This is a genomic window from Harryflintia acetispora (assembly GCA_004340125.1).
In the GTDB taxonomy this organism is placed as follows: Bacteria; Bacillota; Clostridia; order Oscillospirales; family Ruminococcaceae; genus Harryflintia; species Harryflintia acetispora.
In genome coordinates this window covers 131821-151983 of the sequence record SLUK01000005.1, presented here as the reverse complement: position 1 = coordinate 151983, position 20163 = coordinate 131821, and the positions used below count along the sequence as shown (strand labels likewise).

The window sequence follows — 20163 nt, the reverse complement described above, 5'->3', positions numbered from 1 at the left end:
CGGCGCTGCGGGAGCTCTTCAGTTAAAAAAGGCAACCGGACCCCAGTCCGGTTGCCTTTTTTTACTCGCTTTTGAGGATCCGCATGGCGCTTTCTTCCTCGAACTGCCGGCTGTAGAGGGTGTGGTAATAGCCCCTCTTGTGCAGCAGCTCCTCGTGGGTGCCCCGCTCGATGATCTTGCCGTCCTTCACCACCAGGATCACGTCCGCGTGCCGGATGGTCGAGAGGCGGTGCGCGATCAAAAAGGAGGTGCGCCCGCGCAGCAGGTGGGCGATCGCGTCCTGGATGAGCTGCTCGGTCTGGGTGTCGATCGAGGAGGTGGCCTCGTCGAGCACGAAGATGCGCGGGTCGGCCAGCACCGCGCGCGCGAAGGAGACCAGCTGCTTTTCCCCGGTCGAGAGCCTGTCTCCCCCCTCGCCCACGTCGCTGTAATACCCGTTTTCCAGGTGCTCGACGATGGTGTCGGCCGAGACGCTCTCGGCCGCGCGCATGACCTCCTCGTCGGTGGCGCTCAGCTTCCCGTAGCGGATGTTCTCCATCACGGTACCCGAGAAGAGATGCGGGTTTTGCAGCACGTAGCCGATGTTCGAGTGCAGCCAGAGCTGGGAGCGCTCGCGGTAGTCCCGCCCGTCGATCAGAATCTGGCCGCTGGTCGGCTCGAAGAAGCGGCAGGCGAGGTTGACGAGCGTACTCTTGCCCGCCCCCGTCTCGCCCACGATGGCCACCGTGGTCCCGGCGGGAATCGTCAAATTAAAGTGCTCCAGCACATATTCGTTCCCGTCGGGGTAACGGAAGGACACGTCCCTAAATTCGATCTCGCCGCGCAGCGGCTCCCAGTTTTCTTCCTTTGGATGGAAGGCGTCGCCGTAGCGCTCGATCACCTCGGGCGTGTCGGTGATGCCCTCCTCCTCGCCCAGCAGCCCGCTGACCCGCTCGATGTTCGCCTGGACCGAGATGACCTCGGCCAGGGTGCGGGCGATCTGCTGGATCGGCTCGAAGATGCCGATCGCGTAGGAGGTGAAGGCGGAGAGGGTGCCGATCAGGATGACGTTTTCCAGCACCAGGTAGCCGCCGCGCGCCAGTACGATGGCGGTCGCGGCCGAGCTCAGGCACATCACGATCGGGATATAGACGGCGCTCAACCGCGCCGCCTTGACCGAGGCGTGGCGCATGCCGGTGGTGAGCTCCTTAAAGTTTTCAAAATTCTGCTCCTCGATCACCAGCGTCTTGGAGGTCTTGGCTCCTGTGATCCCCTCGTTGTAGGCCCCGGTGATCTGGGCGTTGATCTTGCGCACCTTGCGGTTCCAGTGCAGGATCTTGTTCTGGAAATAGAGGGTGGCCAGCGCAATGGCGGGCACGACCAGCATGACGATCAGCGCCAGCCTCCAGTTGAGCGCGAGCATGGCCGCGAAGACCCCCAGCACATAGGCCAGCGCCCAGAGGATGTCCACCAGGCTCCAGGCGAAAAGGCTGGCGATCCGCTCGGTGTCGCTGAGCACCCGCGCGAGCAGGTAGCCCACCGAATTGACGTTGTAATAGGAGAAGGAGAGCTTTTGCAGATGGACGAAGCAGGCACGCTTGAGGTCCCGCCCCAGGCTCATCTCCACCACCATCGACTGGCGGCAGAAGATGATGACGAACAGCGTCTGCACCGCGATGGTCCCGGCGTAGAGGGCGATGAACTCCCAGAGCCCCTGTAAGGAGCCGGCCTCGATGAAATGGTCGATCGAATAGCGCTGGAAGAGCGGGAGCGCGATGTCCACCAAGGTGGAGAGGAGGTTGAGCGTCACCACGATGATCAGCGGCACCTTGAACGGGCGCAGGAAGGAGGCGATCCGCTTCCAGGAGCTGTAATCGAAGGAGGCGCTTTTTTCTTTTTTCGCCATTATTTTTCCTCCTTTTCGTCCAGCAGCGAGCGGTCGTCGCTGGAGAGCTGGATGTCATAGATGCTCCGATAGATCCCCTCCTGGTTCACCAGCTCATCGTGGGTGCCCATCTGGGCGATTTTTCCGTTGTCCAGCACCAGGATCTTGTTCGCCTGCATGAGGGTGGTGATCCGGTGCGAGATGAGGATGACCGTCGAGGAGCCGAGAGACTCGCGCAGAGCGCGGCGGATCTGGGAATCGGTCTCGGAATCCACCGCCGAGAGGGAGTCGTCGAACACCATGATGGGGGCCTTCTGCATGAGCATGCGCGCGATGGCGACCCGCTGCTTCTGCCCGCCCGAGAGGGTGACCCCCCGCTCGCCCACCACGGTGTCGTAGCCTTCGCTGAACTCTTGCACCGCGTCGTCCACGCAGGCGATCTGCGCGGCATTGCGCACCTCGGAAAGGGAGGCCTGCGGGCGGAAGACCCGGATGTTGTCGACGATGGTCTTGGAGAAGAGAAAGGGCTCCTGCAGCACCAGCCCGATGTTCTGGCGCACCCAGTCGCGCTTCATTTTAGCGATGTCCACCCCGCCCACCGTGATCCGCCCGCATTCGGGCGGCAGGTCGTAGAGCCGGTCCAGCAGGTGCATGAGCGTGCTCTTGCCCGAGCCGGTCCCCCCGAGGATGGCGAAGGTGCTGCCCGCCGGAATGGTAAAATCGATGTCCCGCAGCACCGGGTTCTGGCCCTCGTAGGTGAAGTTGATGTGCTCAAAATGGATGTCCCCGTTCATCGGAGGGGTGAGGGCGCCGGGGGAGTCCTGCTCCTCCGAGGCGTTCAGGATGTAGGCGATCCGCTCGATCGAGACGCCCGCCTTGCTCATCTCGGACAGGATCCTCCCCAGCTCGCGCAGCGGCCAGACCAGGGTGGAGACATAGGAGACGAAGGCCAGAAACTCGCCCAGGGTGATGTTCCCCTGAACGGTCTGGATGGTGCCGACCACCACCACGATCAAAATCTGCAGCCCGGTGATGAAGTCGCCGGTGCCCCAATAAATGCTCAGCAGGTTCCCCAGCTTGATCCAGAGGTCGGCGAAGCGGTTGTTCTTCTCATCGAACCGGTCGATCTCGAAGCGCTCCCGCCCGAAGGCGCGCACCACCCGCACGCCGGTCAGGTTTTCCTGCACCGTGCTCGAGAGGATCCCCTCGGCGACGTCGGCGTCCCGGAACTTGCGGGCGATCCGGGAATAGAAGATCCCCGAATAGGCCGCCACCACCGGAACGAAGGTCAAAACGATCAGCGAAATCCCCACGTCCATGTGGAACATGATGACAAGCGAGATCACCAATAAAAAGACGGTGCGGAAGACCTCCATCAGCTGGTTGGCCACGAAGTTGCGCACCACGTTCACGTCCGAGGTGCACCGCTGGATGATCTCGCCGGTCTGATGCCTTACATGCCAGCAAAAGGGCAGGCGCTGGATGTGCGAGAAGAGCTTGTCGCGCATCTCCTTGACGAAGTTTTCCGAGCCCTTGGCCAAGGCCGTGCGGGAGAGGTAGCTGCAAATCCCCGCCAGCAGGGCGATCAGGAGGATGGCCCCGGCGAAGAGCCAGAGCAGCCAGGTCACGGTGTGCCCGGCGCGCAGCTCGTCAAGATGCAGCAGGCGGATCACAAAATCGGGCAGCGCGAAGGGCTTATGGTCGAGCACCGAATCCACCGCCACCTTGATCACCTGCGGAGTCATGGTGTTGAGAGCGGTATTGAACATGGAAAAGAGGATGGAGGTTAAAAAAAGCCCCATCGACCCCTTCAAAAACCCCATCACGAATTGCAGTTTTCCCAGTTTTTTGGCGGTATGATCCATTGTCGTCACATCCCTTCCGGAACATTAAAAGTTTTAGATATTTAATTAAATTTATTTAATAAAAACCATTCCCATTTTATCACTGCCCTGTCTCATATGCAAGAGGAAAGAAAAAATTTTCCTATCTGCTGGAAATCGGGGCCGACAGAATAAGAATGGCCGCTAGATAGGCTTTCTAGCGGCCATGATTTCTTGAATTTTCGTGTTTAGGAGGAGTAAAATTTCCAACCCCTTCCACACTTTCCCTAATTATACCCTGTTTTGGTGAAATATGCAAGCAACCTCCCGATTTTTTGTCGGAACTCTGCGGGCAAAAGGCCGCTAGAAAGCCTAACTATGGGTCTTTTTTTATGATCGGCGGCCCTGCCAGAAGGGGGAACTGGAATGAAAAAGAAAGCGATAGCAGTGCTGTTGTGCGTGCTGGCGCTGACCGTTTTAGGCGGCTTCACGGTGGGCGGCAGCGGCCTGCGGGAGTACTACGAGGTGGGCAGCATTTCTGCGGAAATGCAATTGCCGGCTGACGCCGGCGGCCCACCTCACGGGGGGAATCATCCCCCCGTGGGCCCCCTAACTCTCCGAGGGGGAGCAACCGTGGGTGAGAGCGAGAAAATACCGCTCGACGATTTCACGATCGGTGAGATCAGCACCGCCAATGGGGACGTGGTGGAAAGATGAGACGGCTTCCCTCTTGGCTGCTGGCGGTTTCCCTGGCGGCCGGGATGATCCCGGCCGCCGGGGCGGCAGCAGCGTCCGTTGACCCGGGCGCGACCCTCGGGAGGAGCACCCCGCCCGGAATCGCGGAGATCGATCCAGACACGCCCACCCCGGAGATCTCCCTCTTCCGCGCCCGGGCCGCTGCGGGCCCCGAGTTCATCCGGGTGCCGGTGAAGAATAACGACCCCGCCCGGATCGAAGGCTTCGCCGTCACCGCCCTGCCCGAGGGCGGCGGGGAGGGGGAGCAGCTGTCCGCCTCGGGAGAGCCCGAGGTGTCGGGGGAGGTCTACAGCTACAAGCTGTATTTTAGCGACCCGCCGCAGCGGGACACCGGCTTCACCATCTCGGTCACGCCCGTCGCGAAGGCGGGCCGGGCCGGCTTCGACCTGCCCAAAACGAAAACCTCATCCTACACCTACCAGGCCATCGAGAGCCTGACCATCAAGGCCGGGGGCGAGGCGGTGGGGGATAAGACGGTCTACCTGCAAACCGGTGGGGAGCGCCAGACGGTACAGCTGGCCGCCGACAAGAACCCCACCTCCCAGAGCTATGCCGCCGAGGTGCTCTGGTCGAGCAGCGACCCAGCCATCGCTTCGGTGGACCCGGTGACGGGGATGGTCACGGGAAACACGGGGGGAACCGTGACCATCACGGCCAGCGTCTACGACGACCCGGATACCGTTTCCGCCTCCTGCACGGTGACGGTGATCCCGATTTCCGGAATCGGGTTAAACCCGGCGAGCAAAACCCTCTTCACCGGGGGCACGGCGGCCGAGACCGACTTCGAGCTGACCGCGACCCTCAGTGGGGACAACGGCAGCACCGAGCTCGTCTGGCAGAACAGCAGCCCGGACCAGGTCGATATGACAAAAGTAAGCAACAACGTCTACCACCTCTCGGCCTTTGGCAAGCAGCCGGGGAGCGCGACCATCACGGTGACGGACAAGGGCGGGTTCTATAAGGCCACCTGCACCGTGACGGTGGTGCAGGTCCAGAGCGTTTCGGTGCTGCCCAGCACCCTGACCCTCTACACCTCGGGCAGCCCGCGCAGCGGGACCCTGAGCGCCACGGTGAACCCTTCGGCCTATGCCCCGGCCTGGGCGGCGGAGGACGAGAGCCTGGTCAGCGTGGCGGGCAGCGGGAAGAGCTGCACCGTCACGGCAAACACCACCAAGGGTGGGAGCACCACCGTTACCGCCTCGGTGGGCGGCCGGAGCGGAAGCTGTACCGTGACGGTGCAGCACATCACGGGGATCCGGTTCACCGAGCTGCCGGGGACGCTGTACCTCGGCGGGAGCTCGGTGACGGGGCAGGCGCAGGCCGCGCTCGAGGGCGGCGGGACGGGGCCGGTCACCTACCAGAGCTCCGACCCGTCGGTGGCGTCGGTGGACGCCTCCACCGGCGTGGTGACGGCGGTGGGGAAGGGGAGCTACACGCTGACGGCGACGGCGCCCAACGGGATCAGTGTGACGAGCGAAGAACAGGAAGTGGTGCAGCGGGTGACGGGGATCACGATCGCGACCGACTCGCTGGAGAAGGGGACGAACCTCGCATTGAGCGTGAGCGTGACGCCGCAGAACGCGAACGAGAAGGGCCTTTCCTGGTCGCTGGAGAGCGGGAGCGGGATCGCGAGTATCAACTCCACGACGGGAACGGTGACGGCGGTGGGGCAAAGCGGTACGATCACGGTGAAGGCGGCGGCCAAGGACGGGTCGGGGGTGACGGCGAGCAAGACGGTGACAATCGAGGGGTGCGAGCATGCGCTCGCCGCCGGCGGCTACGGGGGCGGTGCGGGCACCGCCGCCAAGCCCTGGAAGGTGTCGTCGGTCGAACAGCTCAAGCATGTCGGCAGCCACCTTGACGCCAATTTTTCGCAGACGAAGGACCTGGCGCTCAGCGGGACTTGGACGACTCTCGGAACCTTAACCGGTACGTACAATGGCAATGGGCTTGAAATCACCGGGATGGATTGCAACTTGGGCGGGCTGTTTTATGCAGTAACCGGCAACGCCTCTGAAGTCAGGCGGGTCATACTCGTATCCCCCAAGGCCAGGCAAGGGGCTATTTCCTGTATCGTAAACGAAGGGGCCGCGATTTCGGATTGTGTTGTGACCGACGGGCTGATCCGCTATGATCCGGGCATCTGTGGTCCGAACAACTACGTGACCTCGGGCGGCATTGCGGGCATCGTGGAAAATGCGACCTTTCAGCGGTGTACGTTCAGTGGGACGGTCGGCGGGGACTCGAATTTTGACCTCTACCGCGGCGGGATCGTGGGGCACAGCCTGAACACGACCTTTATCGGCTGTATCTCCTCCGCCCAGTTCACCGGAAGCGCACCCAACATGATTCTCACTGGTGGGATCAGCGGGGCAATCGACCGGCACATCGGGCCGGTCACCCTGCAAAACTGCCATTGGTCCAATCCGGTTTACGCCATCGGAAGGACAGCCGCCTACGGCGGCGACTTCACCCCCAACGAAGGAAGCAGTTACGGCAACTCGCAAATTACCTAAAGGCAGAGCGAAGGGCCGGCGGTCAATCCGCCGGCCCTTCGTTTTTATCGGGGGTTACTGCTGCTTAAACTCGGTCCAGATTTTGTCGTAGAGCTCGGTCGCCTCGCCCACGTCCTGGATGAACTCGGTGTTGCCCAGCACGTCCGAGGGGATATAGAGCGCCGCGTTGTTTTTGTACTCCTCGGGCAGGTAGGGCGCGCTCTCCTTGTTCGGGCAGAGGTACATGATCTGGCTGGAGACCTTCGCGCCGACCTCGGGCTCGAGGATGTAGTTGATGAACGAGAAGGCGTTGTCCTCATGCGGGGCGTTTAAGGGAACGATCAGGTTGTCGATCCCGAAGCCCATCCCCTCCTCGGGGTAGACGACCTTCAGTTCGGGGTTCGCCTGCAGCGCCATGACCACCTGGGCGGTGAACATGTACCCCACGCTCGCCTCGCCGCTGAGGATGACGTCCTGCAGGTTGTTCATCGCCAGGGTGCGGATGTTGGGCTTTAATTCCATCAGCTTTGCCTTGGCCTCGTCCAGCACGGCCGGGTCGGTCTCGTTGAAGGACTTGCCCATCGTTTTTAAGGTGATGCCGATCACGTTGCGCGCGTCGTCCATGATGACTACACTGTCTTTTAGCTCCGGGTTCCACAAATCGTTATACCCCTTGATGTCGACATTGACCAGGGACGGGTCGTAGACGATCAGCGGGGTGCCGGGGCCGTAGGGGACGGTGTAGAGGTTTTCGGGGTCGTAGAACTGGCTCTGGAAGTTGGGGTCGATGTTTTTAAAATTCGGGATTTTTTCCTTGTCCAGCTCCTTTAAGAGCCCGCCCTTCCTGCGCATGATGTCGATGATGTAGTCGCTCGCCACGATCACGTCGTAATCCCCGGCGTTCGCCGCCTCGAGCTTGGTGAGCATCTCCTCGTTGGACTCGAAGTTGGACATGTTGATTTTTACGCCGAACTGCTCGGTGTAGCCGTCCAGCACATCCTGCGGGAAGTAGCCGTCCCAGGTGAAGATATTGAGCTCCCCGCCGCTTTCGGTGCCGCCGGCTTCGCTCGAAGCCTCGCTCGCGGGGGCCGCGCTGCTCTGGGGTGCGGAGCTCTCGGAACCGCCGCCGCTGCCGCAGCCGGCGAGCAGGCCGGCGCAGGTGGCGGCCGCCAGGACGAGGGAAAGAATCTTTTTCATTGATTTGCCTCCTTGCTTATGGTGGGTTTTATGGGTTTGCCTTTTTTGGTTTTGGTGAGCGCCCCGGAGAGGAGGATCAGCAGGAAGGTCAGCGCCAGCATGACGGTGCAAAGGGCGTTGATCTCGGGGCTGACGCCCAGCTTGATCTGCGAATAGATCTTGATGGGCAGGGTGTTGGTCTGCGCGCCGGTGACGAAGAAGCTGATCACCACGTCGTCCAGCGACATGGCGAAGGCCAGCAGCGACCCGGACAGGATGGCCGGGGCGATCAGCGGCAGGGTGATGTCGAAGAACATCCGCATTTCGCTGGCCCCAAGGTCCCGCGCCGCCTCGCCGATCGAGCGGTCGATCCCGGCCAGCCGCCCCTTGACCACGATGAAGATATAGGGGATGCAAAAGGCGGTGTGGGCGATGATCAGGGTGATCATCCCAAACGGGAGCCCCAAGAAGGAGAAGAAGGCCAGAAAAACCATCCCGAGGATGATTTCCGGGATCATGATGGGCAGCATGGCCACGTTCTCCAGCAGGCCCTTGGTTTTAAAATCGCTCTGCGCGAGCCCCACCGCCCCGACGGTGCCGATCACCGCCGAGATGGCGCAGCTGGAAACCCCCAGGACCAGGGAGTTGCGCAGCGCGTCCATCAAACTTTCGTTGTGGATCATTTTCTGGTACCATCCCAGCGTGAACCCGGCCCACTGCACGTCGCTCTTCGAGGCGTTGAAGGAGTAGATGACCACCATCACCACCGGCAGGTACATCAGCAGCAGCACCGCGCAAAGGTAAAGGCTGGAAGGGTGAAACTTTTTTCTTTTCATATCAGAAGAACTCCTCCAGGTCGCTGGAATGGGTCAGCTTGCGGTAGAGGAAGATGATCGCGAAGGTCATGATCATCATCACCACCGACAGCGCCGCGCCGAACGGCCAGTCGCGCGCCTGCATGAGCTGGTTTTTGATCAGGTTCCCCACCAGCATGATCTTCCCGCCGCCCAGCAGGTCGGAGATGAAAAACAGCCCGATCGAGGGGACGAACACCAACACGAACCCCGAGAGGACCCCCGGCAGGGTGAGCTTGAGCGTGACGGTGAGGAAGGCCTGCGCCGCGTTGGCGCCCAGGTCCCTTGCCGCCTCGACGAGCGACCAGTCCATCTTTTCCACACTGGTGTAGACCGGCAGGATCATGAAGGGCAGGAGGGAATAGACCATCCCCAGCAGCACCGCGCCGTAGGTGTAGAGGATTTTGAGCGGGGTGTCGATCAGCCCGAGCGACATGAGCAGGTGGTTGAGCACCCCCTTGGCACGCAGAATGATCATCCAGCCATAGATACGCACCAGCGCGTTGGTCCAGAACGGGACCACCACCAGCAGCATAACGAAGGCCCTCCGTTTGGGCGCGAGCTTCGCCATGAAGTATCCGAAGGGGTACCCCATCAGCACGGTGATCACGGTGGTGCCAAAGGCAAGCCCCAGCGAATCGGCAAAGGTGCGCAGATAGACCGGGTCGAACATTTTCCGGTAGTTTTGCAGGGTGAACTCGTTGGTCACCCCCCAGAGAATATCTTTCCTGAGCAGGCTGAGCACCACAATATAGATCAGCGGGATGAGCACAAAAAGGATGGTGAAGGCGTAGATGGGCAGCACCAAAGCCCAATTGTAGTTTTTCACCTTTTTCATGCATCCGCCTCCTGCATATCCACAAAGACGGCGTTTTCGGGCTTCCAGTACAGGTTCACCCGCTCGCCGAGGCCGATGTTCGCATGGATGCCGTGCTTGCTCGAGACGATGGGCTCCCCGGCGCGCGGGGTGAAGGCGATCCGCAGCATCCCGCCCACATAGCTGTTTTCGCTCACCGCTGCGGGCAGGTCGAAGTGCTCCACCGGCTCCTTCGCGACCAGCATGTTTTCACTGCGCACCGAGAAGGCGACCCGCTGGCCCTCGCGCAGGGCATAATCCCCCGCGGCGGCACAGCAGAGCCCGTCCGGGGTCTCGATCTCGGCCAGGCCGCCTTCAATCCGCTTCACCTGCCCCGAAAAGATATTGGCCGTGCCGATGAAGCGGGCCACAAAGCTGGTCTTGGGGTGGTCATAGATTTCGCCGGGGGTGCCGATCTGCTCGAAGCGCCCCTCGTTCATCACCACGATCCGGTCGGACATGTTGATGGCTTCCTCCTGGTCGTGGGTGATATAGATGAAGGTGATCCCCAGGCGCTTTTGCAGCTTTTTGAGCTCCTGCTGCATCTGGCGGCGCAGCTGTAAATCCAAAGCGCCCAGCGGCTCGTCGAGCAGCAGGACGCTCGGGTTGTTGATCACCGCGCGCGCGATGGCCACCCGCTGGCGCTGCCCGCCCGAAAGCTCGATGGGCATGCGCCGCTCGTAGCCGGGCAGCTGCACCAGCTCGAGCATGTCGCCCACCCGGCGCTTTATCTCGTCCTTCGGCACATGCCGCAGCTTGAGGCTGTAGGCGATGTTCTGATACACGTTCATATGGGGAAAGAGGGCGTAGTTCTGGAAGATGGTGTTCACGTCCCGCTTATTGGGCTGCACCGCGGTCACGTCCTCCCCGCCCAGCAGCACACTCCCGCTGTCCGGGCTCTCCAGCCCCGCGATGATCCGCAGGGTGGTGGTCTTCCCGCAGCCCGAGGAGCCCAGGAAGGTGATGAACTCGCCCTTCTGGATCGACAGGCTGATCCCACGCAGAACCTGGGTCTGGCCGAAGCTCTTGGTGATGTCTTTGAGTTCCAATATATTTTCTACCATCTGCCATCCCTCTGTCACAATGCTTTAATGATTTAACCAATAAAACTATACATCTTTGGTTGCATTTGTATTATACGCAAAGAGGAAGACATTGTCAAGGAAGGGTAACATTCCGGGCGCGTCGCGCATATAATGCATACAGCACAAAGAAGGGGGTACCGGGATGGATTTACATAACTATCAGATCACCATCGGGGAAATTCTGCAAAACCAGCAGGCGCGCGCTCTGGTGCAGCGGCAGGTTCCGGGGCTGCTCGGACACCCCATGCTGCCGATGGTGCAGGGGATGCAGCTGCGCCAGGCGGTCGGCTTCGCGCGAAAATACGCCTCGCAGCGGCAGATCGACGAGGTGCTCGCCCAGCTGGAGAAGCTCTAGAGATTCAGGCAATCGCACGCAAAGAAGCAGTCCGGGAGGAGGGGAATTTCCCCTCCTCCCGGACTTTTGTGCTTATGGCTGTTTGTGGTATACTGATTGCAAAGGGAGGGGATTCTTTTGCGCCTGTTTGTGGCCATCCTGTTTTCAGACCACACGCTGGACCAGCTCTTCGCGGCGTGCCGGCGGCTGCGGGACTGCGCCGGGCGGGGGAGCTTCACCCGGCGGGAAAATCTGCACCTGACGCTTGCCTTCATCGGAGAGAGCGGGAGAGAGGACGAGCTTTGCCGGGTGCTGGAAAAGCTGGAGGGGGAGCCCTTCCCGCTTTGGGTGGAGGGCTTCGGCACCTTTCGCCGGGAGGGCGGGGACATCTGCTGGCTGGGGCTGCGGCGAAGCGAAGCGCTTTTGGCGCTCCACCGGCAGCTTTCGGAAGGGCTGGAGCGCGCCGGCTTCCCGGTGGAGCGCCGTCCCTTTCGCCCCCACCTGACGCTGGGGCGGCAGGTGCTGCTGCCAAGAGGGTTTGACCCGCGCCGCTTTGGCGGGGAGCTGCCAAAGATCACCGAGCGCGTGGAGGCAGTCAGCCTGATGAAGTCCGAGCGGATTGATGGGCGGCTGACCTACACCGAGCTTTATCGCTATACGCTGGGAGGCGCAAGGCCATGAAGATATTAGAGGAGCGGTGCGGCGGGTGGGCCTATTGGGTCTGTCTGCCGCCGCATTTTCGGGAGGACGCGGGGTATCCCTTGGCCTGCCTGCTGTTAAATTCTCCCGGCAGCGGGACGATGGAACAGGCGATGACGATCCTTTCGCCAAAAATTCAAAGCGGCATTCTGCCGCCCTTCCTGCTGGCGGGGCTGGCGCCGGAGGACCCGAACGGCGCCTATACCCCTTGGCTTGGGAAGGCGGTCTTTCGCGGCGGCGGGGATTTTGGAGGAAGGGCAGGGGAGACGGTGCGCTTCCTCGAGGAGCGCTTCCTGCCAGGGCTGGAAAGCCGGTTCCCGGTTCTTCCCCGCCCGGCGCTGCTGGGCTATTCCCTCGCGGGGCTCTGCGCGCTCTATGCGCTTTATGAGACGGACCGCTTCGGCAGCTTCGGGAGCCTGTCCGGCTCCCTCTGGTACGAGGGGTGGCTCCCCTTTATGGAGGGGAACCGGCCCAAGAACGGAGCGGCCAGGGTCTATCTCTCGCTGGGCAGCGGGGAGGAGCGCAGCCGCAACCCCGTACTCGCCACGGTGGGGGAGCGCACCCGCGCCGCCGCCCGCCTGCTGCGCGGCCAGCTCCCGCAGGGCGGGACCTTTTATGAAGAGAGCCCGGGCGGGCATTTTAAAGACGTCCCGCAGCGCCATGCGCGGGCGCTTGAATGGCTGATGGAAAAGGACCCTTCGTGAGAATAATCTCACGAAGGGTCTGGTGCTAATTTTGTGTTTTGCGGCCGAAAGCCCGGAAGAGCGAATAGGGCAGGGAGAGCACCAATACGATCCCCAGCGCGATGGCCACCGCGATCTTGAGCGTTTCGATCCCTTTATAGAGCGCCAAATCGTTCTGGCTCATGATGAAGTAATAGACCGTGTAATAGATTCCCGACCCCGGCACGATGGGGAAAATCCCACAGGTCAAGAAGACGGTGATCGGCGTCTTACGGCGCACGGCAAAGACCCGGCAGAGGATGCTGAGCAGGATCGCCGCGGCGAAGGAAGCGAGCACCACCGACGGATGGAACCGCAAAAAAACCAGATAGCACAGCCAACTGGCGGCCCCCGCAGCACCCCCGAACAGGAATTGGTCCTTGGGCACCTGGAAGAGCAGGGCGAAGGAGGCGCTGCCCAGGAACGCGGCGACCACCTGCGAAAGCAGGCCGCTCATACGACCACCCCCAGAAAGAGGCTGGCGGCGCCCAGCACCGCGCCCACCCCGATGGCGATACAGGAGGCGACGAGCAGCGTGTCGATCAGGCGGATCATGCCGGAGAGGTAATCGGTATTGAGAAAGTCCCGGATCGAGGTGGTCAGCGCCACCCCGGGCACCAGCGGCATGAGCGAGCCGATGATGATCTTGTCGATGTGGTTCCCCAGCCCCAGGTGGAAGAAGGTGAGCCCGCAGAGCGTCACCAGGGCGCTCGCCATAAGGTTGGCGATGATCTTCGAGAGCTTCCGCCTATCGGCGTAGATCAAAAAGCAGGAGAGGATGGCCCCCGACAGGAAGCTGATCACACTGTCGAAGAAGTCCCCGCCGAGGATGAAGCCGAAGCCCGCGCAGCCGAGCCCGGTGACCAGGACCCGCATCCAGGGCGGGTAGAAGGGGATGGCCTCGATCGTTTCCAGCCGCCGGAAGGCCTCGTCGATTTCGCAGCGCCCACAGGCGATGTCCCTTGAGAGGCTGTTGACGGCGATCACCCGCCCGAGGTGCATGGCACTCAGGGGGATCTGCACCAGGGTGGTGCTGTGCAGCCGCCCGTCCACCAGGGCGGTGGCGAAGATCCCGGTGGAGACGATGTAGACGTGGAAGTCCTCGGCCCCATAGGCCTTGGCGATGCGCAGCATGGTCTCCTGCACCCGGAAGATTTCTCCGCCGTTGTAAAGCAGGATCTCCCCGGCCTTGATCGCCAGCTCCAGAATCCGCCTGGAATCGTTCATCCCTTCACCTCCCGCTTGTTTACCGATCCAATTGTATGCCAGGCATGGCGGCACTGTCAAGAGGATGGGAAAGTTTTGCCCCTCAAAATCAGCACCAAAAGAATCCCCTTGAATTTGACGCCGGCGGGGGCTATGATGAAGAAAACGTGAAGGGAGGCTTTGGCATGGAAGATTTCATGGACCTGGTTCTGGCGCGGCACAGCTGCCGCAGCTATTCCACTCGCCCGGTGGAGGAGGAGAAGCTGCGCGCCTGCCTCGAGGCGGGACGCCTCGCCCCCTCGGCGAGCAACCGCCAGCCCTGGCGGTTCGTGGTGGCCGACACCCCGGCGGCGGCGGCCGGGGTCGCCCGCGCCGCGCAGGCGCAGGGCGAGAACCGCTTTACCGCCGACTGCCCGGTGTTCATCGCCATCACCGAGGAAGGGGAGCGCCCGGACCTCGCTCCCATCGGGAAGGTCAAGCGGCAGGATTACCGGCCGCTCGACATCGGGATCGCGGTGGCGCACATCTGCCTGATGGCGCAGGAGCAGGGCCTTGCGAGCTGTATCCTGGGCTGGTACGACGAGGAAGCGGTGCGGGAGGCGCTGGGCATCCCGCCCGGGCGCGAGGTGCGGGTGATGATCGCGCTCGGCTACGCCGCCGAGGGGGAGACGCCGCCACAGAAGAAGCGCAAGCCCTTTGACGAGGCCGTGCGCTACGTGCGATGAATTGGATTCTTAGCCTCGCCGGAGACCTCATTCAAATTAAAAGGAGCGCAAGCAATTTTGCTTGCGCTCCTTTCCCCCCTCCCGATATCATGGATGGATTAGTCAGAAAGTCCAATGGTGCCCTTTCGCCAGGAGGCGGCGCCCTGCGGCAGGGCGTAGTCGCGCGCACGGCGCTGCGCAAAGATTTTAAGCTCGGGCGCGCTTTCTCCCATCACCCAGGCGCTGCTGTCGGCTCCGATATTCCAGCCTGAAAAGTTGGCGGCGTTCGGGAAGGAAGCAAACGGCATGCCGACGGCACCCGAAACATTGCCGGAGGCGGTAGCGGTGGTGGAGCCGCAGGAGGTGTCGCTTGGGAAATAGCAGTCTTGCATCTTGGCGCTTCTCCAGTTCCCAACTAAGATTCCTTTCTTGCCTCCCGTAACCTTCGCCGGGATGGAATAACAGCGAATCAGAGCATTGCCGGAGACATCCCCACTGAAGTCGCCCGCGATCCCGCCCGAGGCCACCGAAGTTTGATAGGTTCCGCCCATTTCGTAGCAATCCTGAATAATCGACTGGTAGTTTGCCCCATCGTTCCCAGTGATCCCTCCTGCGACGCTGGTCGTTGCCGTTATGATACAGTCTTTTACATAGCAGCAATAAATTTTTCCACGCAAGTTTCCGCAGATGGCCGCTGCATAGGTGCCACGTACTGTAGCGTTTTCTACGCCAAGGTTCATGACAGTACCGGTTACCTCCGCAAATAATCCGCCGAATCCAGAGGAATTATTGGAGAGGTTGCGAACCACATAGCCATTCCCATCGTAGGTGCCGCTAAAATTAAAATTTTGCCAAGCGATGCCCGCCATGTCGAGATCGCAGCCTTGCCGGGCATATGCGCCGGTGTGTTGGCGCAAGTGGTCGAGTTGCGCGGCACTGGTGATCAGATAGGGACTTTGGGCACTGCCGTCCCCTATCAAAAAAGCCCCTGACGCGCCCGGATGGCCGCAGGTCGGTTCGAGCCGAAAGGGAACGGTCTTGGTGGCGGCGGTATCCAGCCCCTCCCGCTCCGGCATGGGATGGGCGGTCACCGCCAGAGTATAGCTGCCCGGTCCGCTCAGAAGGGAGGGGATCGGAAGAAAGACCGTCTGCGCCGTGGAGATGGTCAGCTCCTTTTGGATCAGAAGCCTGGCGGGGGCCGCCGTGTTCCCCTCATAGACGGCGAAGGTGTAGCGGCTGGTGCGCGCCGAGGGGGTGAAAGGGACGTTGATTCCGTAGGTTTCGGCGTAGCCGCCCGCCGCTGCGCCGACGGCCGCGGCGGATGTGCGCAGGCCGCACAGCAGGCATATTGCCAGCAGCAGGGATACTGTGCGTTTTTGTGGGTGTTTGGACTGCATGGCGCTTCCTCCTTAAAATGACCGATAGCATAGGCTGCTTGCGGCCACAGGAGGGAAGAGGTGGGCAAAAAATTGCCGGAATTCCTTGAAAAAGCTGGCAGAAGAGGGTATAATTAGGAAAAAAACAATGGGAGTCTTAAAAAATGTTCTTCTCTCCCGCGAAAAAGAAGAAAAATAAGACCGCAAGCAGCCTATGCTTGCGGTCATTTTAAAAAAAGCCGGCTTCAAAAAATTTTCCCGAAGCCGATTGTTCAGTCACAGGTCCCCGTGCAGATGCTCGCGTATCTCATGCAGGTGCCGCTCGTCGAAGCCGGTGGGGGTGTTTCCCCCCTGCATGCGGCCCTGCGCCTGGGTGATCGCCTGGGTGGCGTAGTAGCCGGCGAGCTCGTCGGCCACGTCGAGATAGGTGACGTTTTCGTCCACCATCTGCTTGCGGCTTTGATCGGTATTTTTCATATTGGCATTCCTCCCTGTCCCTAGTTTTCGCAGGAAAGGAAATGTTTATCCGTCCTATTTGGCCGCCTGCTCGAGCAGGTCGGTCTCGACGAGGGTCAGAGGGTTGATGTAGACCCCGTTGATCGAGGCGGAGAAGTGCATGTGCGGCCCGGTCGAGAAGCCGGTGGAACCCACCTTGCCGATGACCTGCCCGGTCTTCACCACGTCGCCCTCCTTGACGCTGAGGCTCTGCATGTGCTGATACCAGCTCTTGAGCCCGTAGCCGTGCTCGATGACCACCGTGTTCCCGGTCAGCTTGACAAAGCCGGCGTAGAGCACCTTGCCGTTTTGCGCCGCCTTGACCGGGGTGCCGAGCTTGGCGTCGAGGTCCACCCCGTCGTGCCGGGGCCCGGCCACGCCGTTGGTGTAGCGCACCATCCCGAACTGGGTGTTGATCCCGCCCTGGACCGGAAGGATGAAGCGCCCGTCGAAGTAGCGCTTGGAATCAAATTTCTCCTTCTGCGGCCAGATCACCTCGCGGTACTCCTTGGAGGCTTCGTCGTTGTTGATGGTGCTGTTCGCCAGTCCCTCGTCCACCGTCAGGTATTGGGTCTCGAATTGCTTGCCGCTGACCGCCACAGTAAAGGTGGCGGTGCTCAATCCCCCGCCCGACACGGTGATATTGTAGCTGCCCTTGGCGGTGAAGTAGCTCACCGGCAGGAAGCCGATGTAGGTGTTTTCCCGGCTGGGATCGGCCGAGAGGCGCACCGAAAAACCGAAGTCGTTTTTCACCGTGACCGCCTTGATGTCCTTAACCCCGCTGACCGTTATAAAGAGGGTTTCTCCCGGGTCGATCGAGGTGGACGAGATGGAGGCCTTCGGTGCGCTGGATTTCTCCGCCGCCTTGGAGGAGGCTTCGGTTTTCTTTCCGCGGGTGTTGCCCACGATGTCCGGTTCGATCACCGGGCGCGGGTCGTTCACATTCGCTTTGCTGTCGTCCACATACCGGTCGCGCACGTTCGCCGGGCGGGAGGACGAGCTCTGCGACGAAGACGAGCCCGACTTCGGTTCTTTGACGTTCCCCACGACCTTGGAACTGCCGGATTCGGCCAGCGCCAGCTGGCTGAGGCAAAGTGCAATCAAAGCCGCCGAACAGAGCAGCGAGATTCTTTTTTTGATAGCTTTCATTCCCGTACCGCCTTTCTTTTTAAAGCCCGTGCAAAAAACCTCTCTTGCAAAGAGGTACGTTTTATGCTATCTTATCATAAAGATGGAAGTAAGACAATGTCAATGCCATCCAATGTAAGGTGAAATGCGGTGAGCGGGAAGAGTAGTTTTCCATTGCCGCGGCAGCAGAGAAGGGCGCGTGTGGTGTGAGCGCCCCGGCCGCGCGGGAGAACGAAGTGCGCCCGTGAGCAGAGCGCCCAAACGGGAAAACCCTCAGTAGGGCACTACGTATCCCCGCGTTAAGGGGCAAGAGCAAAATACAGAGTGGGACCGTGCGAAGAGCGCCTCTGTCCGGCAATATGCCCGGACGGGGGCTTTTGTTTTTCCAAATGTAAGAATCTTTTTATCAAGTCATGCCAACAATCAAGGATTGAGGTGATCGCAATCTTCAGGGGACTCAGACAGGACATCGCGGCGATCAAAGAGCGCGACCCCGCCGCGCGCAACTCGCTCGAGGTGCTGCTGCTTTATTCCGGGCTGCACGCGCTCATGCTGCACCGCCCGGCATACTGGCTTTACCGGCATAATTGCTTCTTTTTGGCGCGTGCGCTCTCCCAGATCGCGCGCTTTCTGACTGGGATCGAAATCCATCCCGGCGCGAAGATCGGGCGCGGGGTGCTCATCGACCACGGCGCGGGGGTGGTCATTGGTGAGACCGCCGAGATCGGCGACGGCTGCACCATCTACCAGGGCGTGACCCTGGGCGGTACCGGCAAGGACAAGGGCAAGCGCCATCCGACGCTGGGCAAAAATGTCCTGGTGGGCGCGGGAGCGAAGATCCTCGGCCCCTTCACGGTGGGGGACAACAGCAAGGTCGCCGCCGGGGCGGTGTTGCTCGAGCCGCTGGAGGAGAACTCCACCGCCGTGGGCGTGCCCGCGCGGGCGGTGCGGGTGGCCGGCAAGAAGGTGGATAACACCCTGCTCGACCAGGTGCACATCCCCGACCCGGTGTCGCAGGAGCTGTGCAGGATGATGATGAAGATCGAGAAGCTGGAAAGACGGATACAGGAATTGGAGGAAGAGAAAAAATGAGAATTTTCAACACCCTGACCATGAAGAAGGAGGAATTTGTCCCCCTGCAGGAGGGCAAGGTCAAAATGTACGCCTGCGGGCCGACGGTCTATAACTTCATCCACATCGGCAACGCGCGGCCGATCTGCGTCTTCGACGTGCTGCGCCGTTACCTTAAGTACATCGGATACGACGTGACCTTTGTGCAGAACTTCACCGACATCGACGACAAGCTGATCAAAAAGGCCAATGAGGAAGGCACCACCGTGGCCGAGGTCGCCGCGCGCTACATCAAGGAGTACTGGACCGATGCGAAGGGGCTGGGCGTTCGGGAGGCCGATTACCATCCCAAGGCGACCGAGAACATCGACACCATCATCGACGTGGTAAAGCGCTTGGAGGAGCGGGGCTACGCCTATGCGAAGGACGGGGACGTCTACTTCCGTTCCCGCAAGTTCGGCGGGTACGGCAAGCTCTCCCACCAGCCGCTGGACGCGCTGGACGCGGGGAACCGGATCGACGTGAGCTCGAACAAGGAGGACCCGCTGGACTTCGTGCTCTGGAAGGCCGCCAAGCCCGGCGAGCCCAGCTACCATTCCCCCTGGGGCGAGGGGCGCCCCGGCTGGCATATCGAGTGCACCGCCATGATTATGAAGTATCTCGGCGAGACCATCGACATCCATTGCGGCGGCCAGGACCTGATTTTCCCTCACCATGAAAACGAGATCGCCCAGGCCGAGTGCTGCACCGGGCACGAGTATGTGCGCTACTGGATGCACAACGGCTACATCAACGTGGATAACCACAAGATGTCAAAATCCCTGGGCAACTTCTTCACCGTGCGCGAGGTGGCCGAAAAATTCGGCTACGAGCCGATCAAGTTCATGATGCTCCAGGCGCACTACCGCAGCCCGATCAACTATACCCTCGAGGTGCTCGAGCAGTGCCGCGCCTCGCTCGAGCGGCTGTATAACTGCCGGGAAAACCTCGATTTCGCGCTTAAGAGCGCGACCGACGGGGAGGACCCCGGGTTCCTCTCAAAGCTCGATTCCCGCCGCGGACAGTTTGTCGCCGCGATGGACGACGACCTCAACACCGCCGACGCGATCTCGGCGCTCTTCGAGCTGACGCGCGAGTGCAACACCTATCTCGGCTCCCCCCGCCCGAAGACGGCCATCGAGGCGGCTATAAAGCTTTATGACGAGCTGTGCGGCGTGCTGGGGATCCTCTATAACCGCCCGGCGCAGGACGGCATGGCCGAAGAAATCGAGGCCCTGATCGAGCAGCGGCAGCAGGCGCGCAAAGACCGCGACTTCGCCACTGCCGACCGGATCCGCGACGAGCTCAAGGCCCAGGGGATCATTCTGGAGGACACCCCGCAGGGCGTCAAGTGGAAGCGCGCATAAGAATAGCTCTTTAAGCTATTTTTATTGCTTCGCGTGCGCTCAGCAATAAAAAGCGGGCCGCTCCGCCATCCTCGGCGGAGCGGTCTTTTTATGCTTCCCGCCCCATAAAATGA

The 20163-nt window shown here is 61.2% G+C and carries 19 protein-coding genes; 8 read left to right on the top strand and 11 right to left on the bottom strand.

Features of this window, described 5'->3' with window-relative positions:
- Positions 1 to 61 precede the first annotated feature (61 nt).
- Entirely contained in the window at positions 62 to 1885 is a 1824-nt protein-coding gene (locus EDD78_RS07365; protein WP_132084496.1) for an ABC transporter ATP-binding protein, read from the bottom strand.
- On the bottom strand, positions 1885 to 3729 hold the full coding sequence (locus EDD78_RS07360) for an ABC transporter ATP-binding protein (protein WP_132084495.1): 1845 nt from the start codon (positions 3727 to 3729) through the stop codon (positions 1885 to 1887). The genes EDD78_RS07365 and EDD78_RS07360 overlap by 1 nt, the downstream gene beginning before the upstream one ends.
- 384 nt (positions 3730 to 4113) lie before the next feature.
- Between EDD78_RS07360 and EDD78_RS07355 the strand changes: the two genes are divergently transcribed.
- Together EDD78_RS07355 and EDD78_RS07350 are read left to right on the top strand one after the other, a co-directional pair.
- Positions 4114 to 4404 carry a hypothetical protein gene (locus EDD78_RS07355; protein ID WP_132084494.1) on the top strand — a complete coding sequence of 97 codons (291 nt, stop codon included), beginning with the start codon at positions 4114 to 4116 and terminating at the stop codon, positions 4402 to 4404.
- Complete coding sequence (locus EDD78_RS07350; protein WP_132084493.1) at positions 4401 to 6959, top strand: Ig-like domain-containing protein; 2559 nt, start codon at positions 4401 to 4403, stop codon at positions 6957 to 6959. Before EDD78_RS07355 ends, EDD78_RS07350 begins: the two co-directional genes overlap by 4 nt.
- 54 nt (positions 6960 to 7013) lie before the next feature.
- Here EDD78_RS07350 and EDD78_RS07345 read toward each other — a convergent pair whose 3' ends face one another.
- Genes EDD78_RS07345 through EDD78_RS07330 form a run of 4 tightly spaced genes read right to left on the bottom strand, consistent with a single transcriptional unit; the run spans position 7014 to position 10888 of the window.
- Entirely contained in the window at positions 7014 to 8135 is a 1122-nt protein-coding gene (locus tag EDD78_RS07345) for a polyamine ABC transporter substrate-binding protein (protein ID WP_132084492.1), read from the bottom strand.
- Positions 8132 to 8950: an ABC transporter permease gene (locus tag EDD78_RS07340; RefSeq protein WP_079699716.1), complete on the bottom strand. Its 819-nt coding sequence runs from the start codon at positions 8948 to 8950 to the stop codon at positions 8132 to 8134. The genes EDD78_RS07345 and EDD78_RS07340 overlap by 4 nt, the downstream gene beginning before the upstream one ends.
- A gap of 1 nt (position 8951) precedes the next feature.
- Positions 8952 to 9806, bottom strand: coding sequence for an ABC transporter permease (locus tag EDD78_RS07335; protein WP_132084491.1), 855 nt, complete (start codon positions 9804 to 9806; stop codon positions 8952 to 8954).
- A complete protein-coding gene (locus tag EDD78_RS07330; protein ID WP_132084490.1) occupies positions 9803 to 10888 on the bottom strand; it encodes an ABC transporter ATP-binding protein in 1086 nt (361 codons plus the stop codon). The genes EDD78_RS07335 and EDD78_RS07330 overlap by 4 nt, the downstream gene beginning before the upstream one ends.
- A gap of 163 nt (positions 10889 to 11051) precedes the next feature.
- Between EDD78_RS07330 and EDD78_RS07325 the strand changes: the two genes are divergently transcribed.
- From EDD78_RS07325 to EDD78_RS07315, 3 genes are all read left to right on the top strand, one after another.
- Positions 11052 to 11264 carry a hypothetical protein gene (locus EDD78_RS07325; RefSeq protein WP_132084489.1) on the top strand — a complete coding sequence of 71 codons (213 nt, stop codon included), beginning with the start codon at positions 11052 to 11054 and terminating at the stop codon, positions 11262 to 11264.
- Positions 11265 to 11381: 117 nt separating this feature from the next.
- Entirely contained in the window at positions 11382 to 11924 is a 543-nt protein-coding gene (gene thpR / locus EDD78_RS07320; RefSeq protein WP_165873145.1) for an RNA 2',3'-cyclic phosphodiesterase, read from the top strand.
- On the top strand, positions 11921 to 12646 hold the full coding sequence (locus EDD78_RS07315) for an alpha/beta hydrolase-fold protein (protein WP_079699711.1): 726 nt from the start codon (positions 11921 to 11923) through the stop codon (positions 12644 to 12646). Before thpR ends, EDD78_RS07315 begins: the two co-directional genes overlap by 4 nt.
- A 25-nt stretch (positions 12647 to 12671) precedes the next feature.
- On the opposite strand, the gene EDD78_RS07310 is transcribed toward EDD78_RS07315, so the two are convergent.
- Together EDD78_RS07310 and EDD78_RS07305 are read right to left on the bottom strand one after the other, a co-directional pair.
- On the bottom strand, positions 12672 to 13121 hold the full coding sequence (locus tag EDD78_RS07310) for a threonine/serine exporter family protein (RefSeq protein ID WP_132084487.1): 450 nt from the start codon (positions 13119 to 13121) through the stop codon (positions 12672 to 12674).
- Positions 13118 to 13891 carry a threonine/serine exporter family protein gene (locus tag EDD78_RS07305; RefSeq protein WP_079699709.1) on the bottom strand — a complete coding sequence of 258 codons (774 nt, stop codon included), beginning with the start codon at positions 13889 to 13891 and terminating at the stop codon, positions 13118 to 13120. Before EDD78_RS07305 ends, EDD78_RS07310 begins: the two co-directional genes overlap by 4 nt.
- A gap of 164 nt (positions 13892 to 14055) precedes the next feature.
- Here EDD78_RS07305 and EDD78_RS07300 point away from each other — a divergent pair, with 164 nt between their 5' ends.
- On the top strand, positions 14056 to 14595 hold the full coding sequence (locus EDD78_RS07300) for a nitroreductase family protein (RefSeq protein ID WP_165873144.1): 540 nt from the start codon (positions 14056 to 14058) through the stop codon (positions 14593 to 14595).
- 98 nt (positions 14596 to 14693) lie between these two features.
- Here the strand turns inward: EDD78_RS07300 and EDD78_RS07295 are convergent, their stop codons facing one another.
- The 3 genes from EDD78_RS07295 to EDD78_RS07285 all read right to left on the bottom strand — a co-directional run bounded on the left by EDD78_RS07295 (position 14694) and on the right by EDD78_RS07285 (position 17594).
- Complete coding sequence (locus EDD78_RS07295) at positions 14694 to 15971, bottom strand: hypothetical protein (protein WP_132084485.1); 1278 nt, start codon at positions 15969 to 15971, stop codon at positions 14694 to 14696.
- A 255-nt stretch (positions 15972 to 16226) separates the two neighbouring features.
- The gene (locus EDD78_RS07290) at positions 16227 to 16427 is read right to left on the bottom strand and encodes a hypothetical protein (RefSeq protein ID WP_132084484.1); all 201 of its coding nucleotides are present in this window, start codon (positions 16425 to 16427) and stop codon (positions 16227 to 16229) included.
- Positions 16428 to 16481: 54 nt separating this feature from the next.
- The gene (locus EDD78_RS07285) at positions 16482 to 17594 is read right to left on the bottom strand and encodes a M23 family metallopeptidase (protein ID WP_132084483.1); all 1113 of its coding nucleotides are present in this window, start codon (positions 17592 to 17594) and stop codon (positions 16482 to 16484) included.
- A 423-nt stretch (positions 17595 to 18017) separates the two neighbouring features.
- On the opposite strand from EDD78_RS07285, the gene epsC reads away from it, so the two are divergent.
- Both epsC and cysS read left to right on the top strand, forming a co-directional pair.
- A complete protein-coding gene (epsC, locus tag EDD78_RS07280) occupies positions 18018 to 18665 on the top strand; it encodes a serine O-acetyltransferase EpsC (RefSeq protein WP_132084538.1) in 648 nt (215 codons plus the stop codon).
- Positions 18662 to 20050 (top strand): cysteine--tRNA ligase, encoded by a 1389-nt coding sequence (cysS, locus tag EDD78_RS07275; RefSeq protein ID WP_132084482.1) that lies wholly within the window; start codon positions 18662 to 18664, stop codon positions 20048 to 20050. The genes epsC and cysS overlap by 4 nt, the downstream gene beginning before the upstream one ends.
- Positions 20051 to 20163: the final 113 nt, after the last annotated feature.